This is a genomic window from Streptomyces capillispiralis, assembly GCF_007829875.1.
In the GTDB taxonomy this organism is placed as follows: Bacteria; Actinomycetota; Actinomycetes; order Streptomycetales; family Streptomycetaceae; genus Streptomyces; species Streptomyces capillispiralis.
On sequence record NZ_VIWV01000001.1, the window covers coordinates 766687 to 782162 of the forward strand.

The window sequence follows — 15476 nt, forward strand, 5'->3', positions numbered from 1 at the left end:
GGCGGCCCCGGCCCGTCCTGCCCGCGCGCACTTCGACCGGGCCCTCGCCCCGCCGGAACCCCTGCCGCCGCCCTACGACCGGGCACGGGGGTGGACTTCGCGTACGGGCAGACGCCGCGGCGCACCCCGAGGGGTGACGCCGGGCGCTGCCCCGGCCCACCCTTCCCCATGTTTCCTATCGAATTACTAGGAAAGCCTTGACGGGGCGTGGCGGGGTGCGCAGGATGATGTGCATGTCCCGCACACAGCAGCGACTCGTTCGCCGTCGGCATGTCGACTTCGGTCACGTCGTCAGCGCCGCCTGCTGTCACGCCTGAGGCACGCGGTCCACACCTCCGCCCCGCCCCCGCACCTCCCGGTCGCCGGACGCGCCCGCACGCACGGCTCCTGACGGCCCGGCACACTTCCTGAGGGACATACTCATGACCACGGCACTTCCTGCCCAGCCCGCCCCGCTCGATCCGCCGTCCGCCGATGCCCGCCACCTCCGTCTGGTGGGCGAGGGGGCGCCGGGCGACGCCGCCTCCGCGCCGCTCGTCGGCTATCTGCTGCTCGTCCCCGAGGGCACCGACCTCGGGGAGCTCTTCGCCAAGGACCGCCCCCGGCCCCGGATCAGGCCGGTCCCGCCCGCGACCGCCGCACCGGCTGCCGCACCCGCTGCCGGCCGGCCCGCGGGGGACGACGTCGTACGCATCGATCCCGTACGTCACGTCGCCGAGGTGGCCGGACGGGAACTCGACCTCACCTACCTGGAGTTCGAGCTGCTCGCGCACCTCGTCCGCCATCCGCACCAGGTGCACTCGCGCGACCGGCTGGTGACCGCCGTCTGGGGCTACGACCACATCGGCGACGGGCGCACCGTCGACGTCCACATCGCCCGTCTGCGCCGCAAGCTGGGCCGGGCCCACCGGCAGCGGATCGTCACCGTGCGGCGGGTCGGTTACAAGTACGTGCCCGAAGCCGCGGCCTGCCACCGACCTTGAGGAGACCCCGCCATGGGCGTTGCCACCGCGCCGTCCGCTCCCGTCGCGCCGTCCGCTCCCGCCCCGCCGTGCGCACCGTACGGGCCCGGGCGCGCGCACTGGCTGCGCGTGGCCCGCGACGTGGCGGACGACCTGGCCACGGACGCGGTGGCCCGGGAGCAGGCGGGCAAGGTCCCCTTCGACGAGGTGGCCCGGCTGCGCGAGGCGGGACTGCTGACGCTCCTGGCACCGGCCGGTGCCGGGGGCGGCGGCGCGGACTGGCCGACGGCCTACGCCGTGGTGCGCGAGATCGGCGCCGCCGACGGCGCGATCGGCCAACTGCTGGGTGGCCACTACTTCCTGTCGTGGAGCGCCGGGTCGCTCGCCGAACCGGCGCTCGCCGCGCCCATGGTGCGGCGGTCCACGGCCGGGCAGTGGTGCTGGGGCGGGGATCTCACCGGCCGGGAACCGCTGCCGACGCTCACCGGGACGGCCGGCGGGCAGGTCCTCACCGGACGGCAGGGGTACGCCACCGGAGTGCTCGTCGCCGACCGTCTCGCCGTACGGGCGGTGCGGGCCGGTACCGGCGAGGCGGTCGCCGTCGTCGTGGACCCGGCCCGTTCCGGGGTGCGGACCGGCGACGGCCCCGGCACCTTCGGCCAGCGGCTCGCGGCGGGCGGCAGCGTGGAGTTCGACGCGGTGACGGTCGCCGACGACGAGGTGCTGGGCACCCTGCCGTCGGACGAGGACGCGCAGTCGCCCGCCGCCGCCCTGGCGTCCCCGGTCGGCCGGCTCGTCTCCGCGCACCTCCTGCTCGGCATGGCCGAGGGCGTGCTCTCCGAGGCCCGGGAGTACAGCAGGGCGGGCCACGCGCCCCGGCCCCCCGCCTGGCCGGCCGGCTCACCCCACGACCCGCAGGTCCTGGCCTCCTACGGCGAACTCACCCTCCTCACCCGTTCCGCGTCCGCACTCACCGGCCAGGCGCTGGAGGCCCTGCGCGACGGGCTGGGGCGCGGCGAGGCCCTCACCCACGACGAGCACGCGGAGATCTCCGTCCTCGTCGCCCTCGCGGAGACCGCCGCCTCCAGGGCGGCGCAGGAGTCCACCACCCGCGCCCTCGACATCGTCGGCCCCCGCTCCGCCTCCGTGCCGCTGGGCCTCGACCGCTTCTGGCGCAACGCCCGCACCCACACCCTGTACGAGCCCGTCACCCACCGGCTCCGTGATGTCGGCGACTACTTCCTCAACGGCGCGCACCCCCCGTTCGGCCCCTCACCGGCCTGACCCCGGAGCCGGGCCCCGCCCCGCCCCGGCCCGGGCGGTCACCGGGCGCCCGGCCCGGCACACGGCCCCGGCGGCCGCCCGCGGCGGTGCCGTCCACCGGGTTACGGGATAATGGGCCCATGCGGATCTCAGCCAGGGCGGACTACGCGGTACGTGCCGCGCTGCAACTCGCCGCGTCCCGGGACGACGAGCCACTCAAGGCCGAGGCCATCGCCGACGCCCAGGCCATCCCGCACAAGTTCCTGGAGAGCATCCTCAACGACATGCGCAGGGGCGGTCTCGTCCTCAGCCAGCGCGGCGGCAACGGCGGCTACCGGCTGGCCCGGCCCGCGGACTCCATCAGCATCGCCGACGTCATCCGCGTGGTGGACGGACCGCTGGTCTCGGTGCGCGGCGTCCGCCCGCCGGAGCTGTCCTACAGCGGGCCCGCCGAGTCGCTGCTCCCGCTGTGGATCGCGCTGCGGTCGAATGTGCGCGAGATCCTCGACGGGGTGTCGCTCGCCGACGTCGCGTCCGCCCGGCTGCCCGCCGGGGTGTCCGCGCTGACCGAGGCACCGGACGCCTGGGTGAACCCCTGATCCCGATCCCGAAGGCCGAGACGGCCTCGTCCAGCATCTGAACACCCCCTTGGGGCGGGCGTCTTCTTCTGACACGATCCCTACCATCCAGGTAGGAAAACTAGGGATCCGGGGGGGGACACGGCCATGCGCACGCTCGACCACGGGATCCGGCCGCTGCCCCCGCTGACCTCGCGCCGCCACATCGACTACGGCCGTACGTCCACCGCCCTCTGTCGGGCCGTCTGAGCACTCGCCGCCGCACCACCCCGCGAGCCGCTGGGATCCGCCCTGCCCCGGCCCGGGAAGCCTCCGCCCTGCCCCGCCCCGCCACCGACGGCCGAGGCCGCCGGCCGGCCGGCTCGGCACCGGTGCGATCCCACGGGCCGGACGGCCCGTCCGCGTACCTCCCGACCGTTCATCCCTGAGAGGACACCTCCGTGTCTGCCGCACGACCCCGCACCGCCCCGCGCACCCTCGCCGCCCTCGCGGCGCTCCCCCTCCTGCTGACCGCCTGCGGATACGGCTCCCAGGCCACCGACGACGACCGGCGGACCGAGGTCGCGGCGGGCGCCGAGAAGCTCTCCGCCGCCGAGGTGAGGATCGGCTACTTCCCCAACCTCACCCACGCCACCGCGCTGGTGGGCGTCGAGGAGGGCCTGTTCCAGAAGGAACTCGGCGGCACCACCGTCAAGACCTCCACGTTCAACGCCGGGCCGTCCGAGATCGAGGCGCTCAACGCCGGTTCCATCGACATCGGCTGGATCGGCCCCTCCCCCGCCATCAACGGCTACACCAAGTCCGGCGGCAGGAACCTGCGCATCATCGGCGGCTCCGCCTCCGGCGGGGTGAAACTCGTCGTGAACCCGGAGAAGATCCGGTCCCTGAAGGACGTCAAGGGCAAGAAGATCGCCACGCCGCAGCTCGGCAACACCCAGGACGTCGCGTTCCTCAACTGGATTGCGGACCAGGGCTGGACGGTCGACGCCCAGAGCGGCAAGGGCGACGTCTCCGTCGTCCGCACCGACAACAAGGTCACCCCGGACGCCTACAGGTCCGGGTCCGTGGACGGCGCCTGGGTGCCGGAGCCGACCGCGTCCAAGCTGGTCGCCGAGGGCGCGAAGGTGCTGCTCGACGAGTCGGCGCTGTGGCCCGACGACAAGTTCGTCATCACGAACATCATCGTGTCGCAGACGTTCCTCGAGGAACACCCGGACGTCGTCGAGGCCGTGCTGCGCGGATCGGTGCGGACCAACCGGTGGATCAACGCCCACCCGGAGAAGGCGAAGGAGTCCGCGAACGCGGCGCTCGAGGAACTGTCGGGCAAGGCGCTGCCCGCCGAAGTCCTCGACCCCGCCTGGAAGTCCATCACCTTCCTGGACGACCCGCTGGCCGCCACCCTCGGCAGCCAGGCCGACCACGCGGTCAGGGCGGGCCTGCTGGAGAAGCCCGACCTGAAGGGCATCTACGACCTCGCGCCGCTCAACGAGGTCCTGAGGTCCGAGGGCGGGAAGCCGGTGGACGACGCCGGACTCGGCGCCGAGTGACCAGGAACCGGACCCGATGAGTTCCCAGGAGGTGACGACCGTGGCCACGACCCTCACCCAGGCCACCGAGGACTCCACGGCGGTGACGTACTCCGCCCGTGTCGAGCACGTCTCGAAGTCCTTTCCCGCGCCAGGTGCGCCCGGGGGACGGCAACTGGTGCTGGACGACATCACCCTCGATGTCGCGCCCGGCGAGTTCGTCACCCTCCTGGGGGCCTCCGGGTGCGGCAAGTCCACACTGCTCAACCTGGTGGCGGGCCTGGACCGGCCGTCGGCCGGCTCGGTCGCCATGGACGGCCGGCCCGCCCTGATGTTCCAGGAGCACGCCCTGTTCCCGTGGCTGACCGCGGGCAGGAACATCGAACTCGCCCTGAGACTGCGCGGGGTCGCCAAGCCGGAACGCCGGCAGGAGGCGGAACGGCTGCTGGACCTCGTCCGGCTGCGGGGCGCGCACGGCAAGCGGGTGCACGAACTGTCCGGCGGCATGCGGCAGCGCGTCGCGCTGGCGCGGGCGCTGGCCCAGGACAGCCGGCTGCTGCTGATGGACGAGCCGTTCGCCGCGCTCGACGCGATCACCCGCGACGTGCTGCACGACGAACTGGCCCGCATCTGGCAGGAGACGGGGCTGTCGGTGCTGTTCGTGACGCACAACGTGCGCGAGGCGGTCAAGCTCGCCCAGCGCGTGGTGCTGCTGTCGTCCCGGCCGGGCCGGATCGCCCGGGAGTGGACGGTCGGCATCCCGCAGCCGCGCCGCATCGAGGACGGCGCGGTGGCGGAACTGTCCGCCGAGATCACCGAGGAACTGCGTGAGGAGATCCGCCGCCATGGCCGGCACTGACGACGCCGTCGGCGTCGACGTCGACACCAAGAAGGACGGCGCCGAGGATCTCGCGGGGCTGGAGGCCGGGCTCGACGCGCTGGACGCGGTGCGGGCCGTCCGTACGCCGCTGCGCGAGACCCTGGTCCGCAAGGTGCTGCCGCCGGTCACCGCCGTCGCGCTGGTGCTGGCCGTCTGGCAGCTGCTGGTGTGGGCGGGGGCCGCGCCCGACTACAAGCTGCCCGCGCCGTCCGCGGTGGCGGACGAGATGCGCGCCGCCTGGTTGCAGGGCACGCTCTTCGACTACATCTGGACCAGCGTCTCCCGCGGCCTGCTCGGGTTCCTGCTGGCGCTCGTCATCGGCACGCCGCTCGGCCTGCTGGTCGCGCGGGTCCCGTTCGTGCGGGCGGCCCTCGGGCCGATCCTGTCCGGACTGCAGTCCCTGCCGTCCGTGGCGTGGGTGCCGCCCGCCGTGATCTGGCTGGGTCTGAACGACTCGATGATGTACGCCGTGATCCTGCTCGGCGCGGTGCCGTCGATCGCGAACGGCCTGGTCGCGGGCATCGACCAGATCCCGCCGCTGTTCCTGCGGGCCGGCCGGACGCTGGGCGCCACGGGGCTGCGCGGGGCCCGGCACATCGTGATGCCGGCGGCGCTGCCCGGCTATCTGGCGGGGCTGAAGCAGGGCTGGGCGTTCTCCTGGCGGTCGCTGATGGCCGCCGAGATCATCGCCTCCTCGCCGGATCTGGGCATCGGGCTGGGGCAGTTGCTGGAGAACGGGCGGAACAACTCGAGCATGTCCCAGGTGTTCCTGGCGATCTTCCTGATCCTGCTCGTGGGCATCGCCGTCGACCTGCTGGTCTTCAGTCCGCTGGAGCGGTGGGTGCTGCGCGGCCGGGGCCTGCTGGTCACCCGCTGAGCGAACCCCCGGGTGCACCCGGCCGCACCATGTCGGCCGGGTGCACCCGGGGGTTCGGTTCGTCAGTGGCCCGCGGTGACGCCCGAGAGCTCGTTGCTGCTCTTCGGCAGGGTCACGGACTTCAGCTTCTCACCGGACTCGATGTCGACGGCGTGCAGCGCCCGCTTGCCCGGCTCGGAGACGTACGCCGTGTGGTCGCGGACGAACAGGGTGGGCCGGGGCTGCTGCCAGTCCAGGGGCTCCTGCCACTCGCCGACCACGGAGATCTTCTTCTCGATCTTGCCCGTCTCGGGGTCGATGACGTGCAGGACGCCGTTGGTGCCGAGGACGAGCGCCTCACCGTGCGGGCCGCGGCCCAGCGAGCGGAACGAGTAGCTGGTGCCCAGGTCGACCAGGCGCAGCTTCGCGGTCCGGGTGTCGATGAGGGAGATGCGCGTGGGCCGCTCCAGTTCGGCCTCGGGGTCGGTCTTGTAGTCGCCGAGAAGGACCGGGGACTCCTCGCTGCCCGCCTGGTTGCCGATGCGGCCGTAGTCGTCGGGCGCCTCGACCTTGGTGAACTCGCCGTCCTTGTAGATCAGTACGCCGTCCTCGCAGCCGACGGCGACGGCCTCGCCCTTCGCGGCGGCCTCGCCGTGGACGCCGGGGCAGTTCTCGGCGCGTTCGATCTCCTTGTTGTCCTTGTCGAGGACGAGGGCGCCGGTGCGCTTCTCCTCGGTGCCCAGGGTGCTGAGGAGTTCGCCGTTGCTCAGTTCGATGGCGACGCCGTGGTGGGCCTCGGCGGAGGCGTAGGTGCGTCCCTGGGGCTTCTTGCCGCCGGCCAGGTCGTCGGGGTCGAAGACGTTGACCTCGCCGGTGCCGTCGGTGAACAGGACGGTCTTGCCGGCGTGGCGGACGACGTGGCCGGGCTTGGCGCCGGGGTACTCGACGCCGGTGAAGGACTGCTCGTCGGCGTTGAGTACGCGGAACCCGGCGTCGGTGGAGACGATGACGTGGGAGGCGTCGCCGGCGGGGTTCACGCGGTTGAAGCCGGGCAGTTCGATGGTCTTGGCGACCTTCAGGCTCTCGCCGTCCAGGACGTACAGGCCGCCGTCGAAGGTGGCGACCAGCGGGTCCTTCACCGGCACGGCCTTGGCCGCCGGCGACTTCTCCGGTGCCGCGGTGTCGGCCGGGGAGTCGTCCCCGCCGCCGCAGGCGGTCAGGACGGTGGCGACGGCCAGGGCGAGGGCGGTGCCGGTGAGGGCTCTGGTGCGGGTCGGCTTGTTCATGGTGTTCCTCTTTCGTGGTCGGGGTTTCAGGCGCCGGTGAGGCCGTCGGTCATGGCCGTGGTGTTGGCGCGCATCATCTGCAGGTAGGTGGCGGCACCCTTGCCCGGCTCGGTCAGGGACTCGGAGTAGAGCTCGACGACCCGCACCTGGCCGCCCAGTTCCTTGCGCAGGACCTCGGCCAGCCGCTTGGGCTGGGAGGAGTCGGCGAAGACGGTGCGCACACCGGCCTCCCGCATGGCCTCGGTGAGCGAGCGCAGATCGGAGGAGCTGGGCGAGGCGAGGGTCGTGCCGCTGGGGATGACCGCGCCGATCACGCGGAAGCCGAAGCGGTCGGCGAGGTAGCCGAAGACGTGGTGGTTGGTGACCAGGGCGCGCCGTTCCTCGGGGACGGTGCCGAAGGTGTCCTCCATCCACGTGGTGAGGTCGGCGAGTCGGCGGTCGTAGCGGTCGGCGTTGGCGCGGACGGTCTTCTCGTCGACGCCGTCGACGTGTTCGACGACCTGGTCGGCGATCAGGCCGGCGGCCTTGCGCACCCGGTCGGGGTCGGTCCAGAAGTGCGGGTCGGGCTGTCCGGCCCCGTCCTCGGGGCCGCCGTCGTCGTGCGCCTGGAAGGTGAGGGGGTCCACCGCCTCGCCGGCCCCGAAGGTGGCGACGCCGGACTCCCGGGCGGCGTCGACGTGGCGCAGCACGTTCTCCTCCAGGCCGAGCCCGTTGTAGACGACGAGGTCGGCCTGTTCGAGTTCGGCGGCCTGCACGGCCGACAGGCCGAAGGAGTGCGGGTCGGCGTTGGGCTTCATCAGGACGGTGATGTCGGCCTGGTCGCCGACGATCTCGCGGGTGATGTCGCCGAGGATGTTGGTCGTCACGACCACGCGGGCCTGCTCCTCGCCGCTCGCGCAGGCGGTGGCGGTGGTGAGGGAGGCGAAGGCGACGAGGGTGACGAGCAGGCGGCGCAGGCGCGGCGTGGTGCGCTTCGGTGTCGTCATCGTCCGGTCTCCACCATCAGGGCCGGCTCGATGTCCAGGTCGAAGGTGCGGGCGATGCGCAGGTTGTCGTTGTAGTCGATCTCGTACACGCGTCGGCCCTCGGGGTCGTTGAGGTAGGCGCGGCTGCGGTCGACCTCGATGACCGGGCCGGTCCCGCCCCGCGCGGTGGCGTCCTCCAGCAGCCGCTCGGTGCGGGTCAGGTGCTTGCCGGTGGCGATGTCGTAGCCGTGCAGGGATCCGTCGGCTTGCAGGACGAGCAGCGGGGAGCCCTCGCCGGCGGTGTTGGCGGCGACGACGGGCCCGGTGGGCACGCGCGTCCAGGTCCGGTCGGTGACGTCCAGGACCCAGACGGCCCGGTCGCCGGCGGGTGCGGTGAGGGTGTCGCTGCCGGCGCGGTGGTGGAAGGCGGTGGCGCGTTCCTTCGCGGGGACGTCGTCGTCGTAGGGGATGCGTTCGGCGGTGAACTCGCCGTCGTCCTCGCGGACGAGCAGGGCGCCGTCGGCGCAGCCGAGGACGACTCCGCGCCGGGTGACGGCGTCGCCGCGCGGGTCCTCGCAGCGGGCGCCGGGGGTGGCGACGCGCTTGCCGTCGCGGTCGTACACCGTGAGTTCGGCGGTTCCCTCGCCGTCGTCCGTGAGGGCGAGCAGGTGCTCCGCGTAGGGGACCACGGCCGCCGTGTGCGTTCCGGGCAGCGTGGTCGGGGAGCCGGTCCGGCCCTTCTCCAGTGCGGTGCGGTCGTAGAGCGCGGTCCGGCCGTCCTCGTCGGTCACCGCGGTCACGGCGGCGTCGCTGCGGACCTGTGCGCCGGAGCCGGCCGGAAGATCGCCGACGGTGCGGATCGCCGCGCGGTAGTAGTGCACGTGGTCGCCGTGGTCCACCATCCAGGAGCCGGCGTCGAGGACCCGGGTGCCGTCGGCGGTGTGGAGGAAGCCGAACCGGCCGTCCGTGGTGAGGCGTGCGGTGTCCTTCGTGCCGGACACCTTGTGCGTCGTGCCGGTGATCAGGTCCAGGACCCGGGTGTCCCCGGTGCCCGGGTCGTTGAGCAGCAGCCGGGACTGCTGCTCGGCGCTCTCCTTGGCGCCTTCGACGTATCCGTGCGGGGTGGTGGCGGAGGGGCTGCCCGCCGGGGCGAACGCGTCGTCGTCCTGGGCGGAGCAGCCGGTGACGAGCAGGGCGGCGGCCAGCAGCGCGGCCGGTGTGCGGGCGGTGGCCCGGCGGGCGGGTATGCGGGCAGACAAGACGATCGCCTCGGATTTCGTTCAGTCGGTGGCCGCGGCGGGGGCGCCGCCGGGGCGGGCACGGCGGCGGTGGCGCAGTCCGGATGCCAGGTGGGAGAGGAAGAACAGGACGACGGCGAGGGCCGAGACGGTCGCGCCGGCGGCGGTGCCCAGGTGCCAGGACAGCAGCAGTCCGCCGAAGGTCGCGGCGACGCCCAGGACGGTCGCGAGGGCCATGACGCCCCGCACGCTGCGCGCCCAGGGCAGTGCGGCGGCGGGCGGTGCGATGAGCAGGCCCAGGACCAGCAGCGTGCCCACGATGTGGAAGGAGGCGACGATGGCCAGGGCGAGCAGACCGAGCAGGACGGCGTGGGCGAGGCGGGGGCGCAGGCCGAGGGTGCGGGCCTTGCGCGGGTCGAACGCCAGGGCGAGGAAGGCGCGGTGGCCGAGAACCGAGACGGCGAGGGCCAGCAGCAGCGCCACGGCCAGCAGCACCAGGTCCTGTTCCCGGACGGCGAGGACGTCGCCGAAGAGGAAGCCGGTGAGGTCGACCGCGAAGGACTGCGACCGCGACACGATGATCACGCCCAGCGACAGCATGCCCACGAACAGCAGGCCGATGCCGGTGTCCTGGGACAGCCTCGGGGTCCGGCCGAGGGCGGTGACGCCCGCGGTCATGACGGCCGCGCTCAGCAGCGCCCCCACCAGCAGGTTGCCGCCGAACAGCGCGGCGAGCGCGACGCCCGGCAGCAGTCCGTGGGACATGGCGTCACCGAGGAAGGCCATGCCTCTGAGCACCACCCAGGTGCCGGCCAGGGCACAGATCGCCGACACCAACATTCCGCCCCACAAGGCCCTTTGCACGAAGGTCACCTCGAAGGGGCCTGTCAACCACTCCATGGCGAGCACACTACAATGAAAACCATGTTCAAAACACCGCGCCCCTCCCCCGCCCCCGCGGAAGAACGGACGCCTCGCATCCGTTTCACCGGTCTGTCCGCCGGCTATCCAGGGCGCCCGGTCCTGCATCAACTGGACGCCGACATACCGGCATTGGCGGTCACCGCACTCGTCGGCCCGAACGGAAGCGGGAAGTCCACGCTGCTCGGAGTGCTGGCCGGCGTGATCCGCCCCACAGCGGGCGAGGTCCACCACGCCGGTGACCGGTCCCCGGCGTTCGTCCCGCAGCGCGGCGCCGTCGGGGACGCACTGCCGCTGACGGTCCGGCAGACGGTGGAGATGGGACGCTGGGGCGACCGCGGACCGTGGCGCCGACTGACCCGCCGGGACCACACCCTGGTGGACACGGCGCTCGAACGGCTGGGCATCGGCCACCTCGCCGCGCGCCAACTGGGCGAACTGTCCGGCGGACAGCGGCAGCGGGCGCTCATCGCCCAGGGGCTCACCCAGGAGTCGGACCTGCTGCTCCTGGACGAGCCGACGACCGGGCTCGACCCCGAGGCGCGGGAGCAGATCGCGGCATTGCTGACGGAGCTGGTCGCCGACGGGGTGACCGTCGTCCAGGCCACCCACGACCTGGGCGCGGCACGCACGGCGGACGCGTGCCTCCTCCTCCGCGAGGGACGACTGGCCGCCCGGGGACGCCCGGAGCGGGTGATCACCACCGAGACACTCACCCAGATCTGGCAGCCGGCCTGAGACGGACCGGACGCCCCGCCGGAAACGGGCCGGACAACCGCCCGCAAACGGGCCGGACGGCCCACCGGAATCGGACCGGCCGCCCCGCCGGAAACGACCGGACGGCCGCCCGGGGTCCGGATCCGGCCACGACCGGCGCACCACGCCACGCCCCCGCGACCTCCCGGCTACCGCAAATGAAAACCGTTGTCTTATGCTGGCCGGACGGACGCGAGGCCCGCACCCGCGCGGCACCTCCGCCGCGCTCCCGTACGGGCTCCCCGGCCTCACCGGCCGCACGCCCCGCTACGACCGTTCCCCCCTTTCCGGAAGGAAGCCGCCATGGCCGTACCCAAGCGCAAGATGTCCCGCAGCAACACCCGCCACCGCCGCGCGCAGTGGAAGGCGAGCACGCCGAACCTGGTCCCCGTCACCGTGGACGGCGTCACCTACCGCGTCCCGCAGCACCTCGTGCGCGCCTACCAGCGCGGCCTGCTGCGCCCCGAGGGCTGACGCGGATGCCCTCCCGACGGCTGCCCGTCACCGTACTGTCGGGCTTCCTGGGCGCCGGCAAGACCACGCTGCTCAACCACGTCCTCTCCAACCGCGAGGGGCTGCGCGTGGCGGTGATCGTCAACGACATGAGCGAGGTCAACATCGACGCCGCCCTGGTGCGCGGGGGCGAGGCCGCCCTCGCCCGCACCGAGGAGCGCCTGGTGGAGATGACCAACGGCTGCATCTGCTGCACGCTGCGGGACGATCTGCTGGAGGAGGTCGAACGCCTGGCCCTGGAGGGCCGGTTCGACTACCTGCTCATCGAGTCCAGCGGCATCTCCGAGCCCATGCCGGTCGCCGCGACGTTCGCCTTCGCCCGCGACGACGGCGCCGTCCTGGGTGACGTGGCCCGCCTGGACACCATGGTGACCGTCGTCGACGCCGCCAACTTCCTCACCGAGCTGGGCACCGGCGACGACCTCGCCGAACGCGGTCTGGCGCCCTACGAGGACGACGAGCGGACCGTCAGCGACCTGCTGGTCGACCAGGTCGAGTTCGCCGACGTGCTGGTGCTCAACAAGCTGGACCTGGTCGGCGAGGCCGACGCGGACCGGCTGCGCGGGGTGCTCACCCGGCTCAACCCGACGGCCCGTCTGATTCCCGCCGTACGGGGACGGGTGGAGGCCCGCGCCGTCCTGGAGACCGGACGGTTCGACCTGGAGCGCGCGCAGCAGGCGCCGGGCTGGGTGCGGGAGCTGAACGGCGACCACGTCCCGGAGACCGAGGAGTACGGCATCTCCTCGCTGGTGTTCCGCTCCCCCGCCGCCTTCCATCCCGGACGGCTGTGGGACTTCGTCACCGGGGAGCTGGACAGCGGGCGGCACGGACGGGTGCTGCGCTCCAAGGGGTTCTTCACCCTGGCCGGGCGGGCGGGCGTGACGGGCCTGTGGTCGCAGGCCGGTTCCGTCGGCCGGTTCGAGCCGTCCGGCGTGCGGGACGCCGACGCGCCGCACGCGCAGGAGATCGTGTTCATCGGGGTCGGGCTGCGCGAGGCGGACCTGCGCGAGGCGCTGTCCCGCTGTCTGATGGCCGAGGGCGAGCCGGTCCCGGCCGACGATCCCTTCCCCGCCTGGGACACCGGTGACGTCTGCGACCTCGAACACGACCACCGCGGTCCGGCGACGGTCTCCTGAGCGGTGTCGTCATGGCGGTCCCCGGGGCGACAGGAGGCACACTCATGCACGAGAGGACCCGGGCCGAGTGGCGGGCGACCCGGCAGCGGGCCGCCGTCCTGCGGGCCCTGCACGCCTGTGACACCTTCGTCTCGGCCCAGGCCCTGCACGCCGCGCTGACGGCGGACGGGGTGACGGTGGGTCTGACCACCGTCTACCGCACCCTCCGGCTGCTGGTGGCCGGCGGCCACGTGGACGTGGTGCGCGACGGTGACGGTGAGCGCCTGTACCGGCCCCGGCCGGACGACGGTCACCGTCACTACGTCGTCTGCCGGGAGTGCGGTCTGAGCCTGGCGGTCGACTCGGAGGAGGTCGAACGGTGGGTGGCGAGGATCGCGCGGGACATCGGGTTCCACGCGGTGGACCACACCGTCGAGCTGACGGGGGTGTGCGAGCGGTGCCGCCCCGACGTCCCCGCGGGCCGGGGCGCGCACCGCTGACCGCTCACGAGAAGCGCAGCTCCGCCGCCCCGTCGGCCGCCAACTCTTGTGTTGTAGCCGTCGGTTCGAGCACATCGGCGGCGTAGTGCACGCCGGGCGGCAGCTCGCCGCGCAGGGTGCGCAGCGCGGCGGCTGCGGCGAGGAAGCCGCTGAGTTCGTAGGAGTCGGCGGTGCGCAGGACGAGTCGCGCGGCCGGCGCGCCGTCCGCCGCGCCGGTCCACAGGCGGAACTCCTGCCCGTACCAGGCCCCGTGGCGGCGTACGTCCTCCTCCGCCGCCGTCACCAGGTCGGCGGTGTCCGTGGTCTCCAGCGCCCACGCCATCGCCAGTTCCTCGGCCAGGCGCTCACCGCCGAACACCGTGTACCAGCGCACCTGTTCGAGGCCGGTGGCGCGGGCCAGCCGGACGGCCTCGGTGGACAGGAACGGGAAGGCGTCGACGGCGGCCGGGAAGGCGTCGACGCGCACGCCCCGGCGGGGCGCGAGCGCCCGTTCCCGCGTCCGGCCGTCCTGCCAGGCCGCCCCCGGCGTGCCGTGTTCCGGCCCCCTGGCGAGCAGTACGTCACCGGCGGCGGCCGGGGTGAGGGGCGCGACGCCGCCGACGTACGCGTCCAGCGCGGTGGCGCCGGGGGTGCGGGCGGCGAGGGCGCGGGGCAGCAGCGACGACAGGCCCGGCAGGGCGCCGGCGGAGAGCACCGCCGTGCGGCCGGACGTCACCCAGCGCGCCGAACCGCCGTCCGCGCACAGCAGGTTGTGCACGGGGTCGTCGCCGGCCGCGTCGACGTAGTCCACGCCGTGCCGCAGCGCGGCCCGCGCCACCGCGTCCAGGACCCGGTAGGAGGGCCCCGCGCAGTTGACGACCAGCCGGCAGCGCGCCACGAACCGGTCCAGGGAGTCGGGGTCGGTCAGGTCGACGGCCGTGCCGTCCACCTGACCCCCTGCGGGGAGCCCGGCGGCCAGGGCCGCCGCCCGGTCCGGGTCGCGGCCGCCCACCAGCAGCGGGTGCGCGCCCGCCCGGTGGAGCCGCCGTACGACCGCGCTGCCGACGGCCCCGTAACCGCCGATCACGCCGATGGCTGCAGTGTGGTGCACCAGTGTTCCTCGCTGTTTCCCGTCGAGGGTCTATTGAAAATGATAATTATTATCGTAGCTATCCAGTGACGTGCTACGGAAGAAGTGACTGACGATGTACGACGTGATCGTGGTGGGCGGCGGGCCCGCGGGCCTCAACGCGGCCCTGGTGTCCGGGCGTCAGCGCCGGCGGGTGCTGCTGCTCGACTCGGGCAGCCCGCGCAACGCGCCCGCCGAGGAGATGCACATGTTCCTCAGCCGCGACGGGTTCCCGCCCGCCGAACTGCGCCGCATCGGCCGCGAACAGCTCGGCGCCTACCCGAACGTGGAGGTGCGCGAGGCCACCGTCACCGACGCCGCGGCCGAGGCGCCGGGGTTCGCCCTGACGCTGGCCGACGGCACGGTGGAGCGGACCCGCAAGCTGGTCCTGGCCACCGGACAGGTCGATCTGCTCGACGAGCGGGTGGAGGGCCTGTCCGCGCTGTTCGGGCGGGGCGTGTACCACTGCCCGTTCTGCCACGGCTGGGAGACCGGCGGGATGAGCCTGGCCGTCCTCGGTCACGAACTGCCGCAGGTCATGCAGGCGCTGTACGTGGCCGACCGCTTCAGCGACGACGTGATCGTGTGCACCGACGGCCATCCGGTGCCCGAGCAGGCCGCGGGCCGGCTCGCCGCCGCCGGGATCGCCGTGGAGGAGACGGCCGTCGACCGCATCGAGGGCGAGGCCGGGGCGCTGCGCCTCGTCCTCGCCGACGGCCGGGTGCTGGAGCGGCAGGCCGTCTACCACCGGGCGCCCACCCGTCAGCACTCCGCGCTGGCCGAGGGGCTGGGCTGCCACATCCTGCCGGACGGGTGCGTGCGGGTGGACGAGTTCCAGCGCACCTCCGTGCCCGGTGTGTACGCGGCCGGCGACACCGCCCGGCTGGAGGCCCTGCCGGACGCCCTCACGTTCGTGGTCACCGGTGCCGCGGACGGCGCCCGGGCCGCGGTCTGGCTGGACCAGGAACTGTTCCGCGAGGACGCCGGCCTGGGCGGCTGAGCGGCGCCG

Annotated in this window: 16 protein-coding genes; 11 read left to right on the forward strand and 5 right to left on the reverse strand. The window is 73.5% G+C overall.

The genetic code is table 11. From position 1 onward, the window contains the following. The first annotated feature begins 422 nt into the window (after window positions 1–422). From FHX78_RS02925 to FHX78_RS02950, 6 genes are all read left to right on the forward strand, one after another. On the forward strand, window positions 423–983 hold the full coding sequence (locus FHX78_RS02925; protein ID WP_145865896.1) for a winged helix-turn-helix domain-containing protein: 561 nt from the start codon (window positions 423–425) through the stop codon (window positions 981–983). A gap of 12 nt (window positions 984–995) precedes the next feature. Beyond that, on the forward strand, window positions 996–2246 hold the full coding sequence (locus tag FHX78_RS02930) for an acyl-CoA dehydrogenase family protein (RefSeq protein ID WP_145865897.1): 1251 nt from the start codon (window positions 996–998) through the stop codon (window positions 2244–2246). A 119-nt stretch (window positions 2247–2365) separates the two neighbouring features. After that, window positions 2366–2824 carry an RrF2 family transcriptional regulator gene (locus FHX78_RS02935; protein WP_145865898.1) on the forward strand — a complete coding sequence of 153 codons (459 nt, stop codon included), beginning with the start codon at window positions 2366–2368 and terminating at the stop codon, window positions 2822–2824. 419 nt (window positions 2825–3243) lie between these two features. Further along, a complete protein-coding gene (locus tag FHX78_RS02940; RefSeq protein ID WP_145865899.1) occupies window positions 3244–4350 on the forward strand; it encodes an aliphatic sulfonate ABC transporter substrate-binding protein in 1107 nt (368 codons plus the stop codon). 16 nt (window positions 4351–4366) lie between these two features. Continuing rightward, window positions 4367–5188, forward strand: a complete 822-nt coding sequence (locus FHX78_RS02945; RefSeq protein ID WP_145865900.1) for an ABC transporter ATP-binding protein — start codon at window positions 4367–4369, stop codon at window positions 5186–5188. After that, a complete protein-coding gene (locus FHX78_RS02950; protein WP_145865901.1) occupies window positions 5175–6086 on the forward strand; it encodes an ABC transporter permease in 912 nt (303 codons plus the stop codon). The genes FHX78_RS02945 and FHX78_RS02950 overlap by 14 nt, the downstream gene beginning before the upstream one ends. A 62-nt stretch (window positions 6087–6148) precedes the next feature. On the opposite strand, the gene aztD is transcribed toward FHX78_RS02950, so the two are convergent. The 4 genes from aztD to aztB are packed head-to-tail and all read right to left on the reverse strand — an operon-like array spanning window position 6149 to window position 10454. Next, window positions 6149–7351 carry a zinc metallochaperone AztD gene (gene aztD, locus FHX78_RS02955; protein WP_145865902.1) on the reverse strand — a complete coding sequence of 401 codons (1203 nt, stop codon included), beginning with the start codon at window positions 7349–7351 and terminating at the stop codon, window positions 6149–6151. 26 nt (window positions 7352–7377) lie between these two features. Further along, window positions 7378–8337 (reverse strand): zinc ABC transporter substrate-binding protein AztC, encoded by a 960-nt coding sequence (gene aztC / locus FHX78_RS02960; RefSeq protein ID WP_145865903.1) that lies wholly within the window; start codon window positions 8335–8337, stop codon window positions 7378–7380. Further along, the gene (locus FHX78_RS02965) at window positions 8334–9575 is read right to left on the reverse strand and encodes a hypothetical protein (RefSeq protein WP_229923928.1); all 1242 of its coding nucleotides are present in this window, start codon (window positions 9573–9575) and stop codon (window positions 8334–8336) included. The genes aztC and FHX78_RS02965 overlap by 4 nt, the downstream gene beginning before the upstream one ends. Before the next feature lie 21 nt (window positions 9576–9596). After that, window positions 9597–10454: a zinc ABC transporter permease AztB gene (aztB, locus tag FHX78_RS02970; RefSeq protein WP_145865904.1), complete on the reverse strand. Its 858-nt coding sequence runs from the start codon at window positions 10452–10454 to the stop codon at window positions 9597–9599. Window positions 10455–10469: 15 nt separating this feature from the next. Between aztB and aztA the strand changes: the two genes are divergently transcribed. From aztA to FHX78_RS02990, 4 genes are all read left to right on the forward strand, one after another. Beyond that, a complete protein-coding gene (aztA, locus tag FHX78_RS02975; RefSeq protein WP_145865905.1) occupies window positions 10470–11213 on the forward strand; it encodes a zinc ABC transporter ATP-binding protein AztA in 744 nt (247 codons plus the stop codon). 321 nt (window positions 11214–11534) lie between these two features. After that, window positions 11535–11705, forward strand: a complete 171-nt coding sequence (gene rpmF, locus FHX78_RS02980) for a 50S ribosomal protein L32 (RefSeq protein ID WP_145865906.1) — start codon at window positions 11535–11537, stop codon at window positions 11703–11705. Between the two features lie 5 nt (window positions 11706–11710). Beyond that, the gene (locus tag FHX78_RS02985) at window positions 11711–12880 is read left to right on the forward strand and encodes a GTP-binding protein (RefSeq protein WP_145865907.1); all 1170 of its coding nucleotides are present in this window, start codon (window positions 11711–11713) and stop codon (window positions 12878–12880) included. A gap of 44 nt (window positions 12881–12924) precedes the next feature. Beyond that, a complete protein-coding gene (locus FHX78_RS02990) occupies window positions 12925–13359 on the forward strand; it encodes a Fur family transcriptional regulator (protein WP_145865908.1) in 435 nt (144 codons plus the stop codon). 4 nt (window positions 13360–13363) lie between these two features. On the opposite strand, the gene FHX78_RS02995 is transcribed toward FHX78_RS02990, so the two are convergent. Next, complete coding sequence (locus FHX78_RS02995) at window positions 13364–14449, reverse strand: saccharopine dehydrogenase NADP-binding domain-containing protein (RefSeq protein ID WP_145865909.1); 1086 nt, start codon at window positions 14447–14449, stop codon at window positions 13364–13366. A 94-nt stretch (window positions 14450–14543) separates the two neighbouring features. Between FHX78_RS02995 and FHX78_RS03000 the strand changes: the two genes are divergently transcribed. Continuing rightward, on the forward strand, window positions 14544–15467 hold the full coding sequence (locus tag FHX78_RS03000; protein WP_145865910.1) for an NAD(P)/FAD-dependent oxidoreductase: 924 nt from the start codon (window positions 14544–14546) through the stop codon (window positions 15465–15467). Window positions 15468–15476 lie beyond the last annotated feature (9 nt).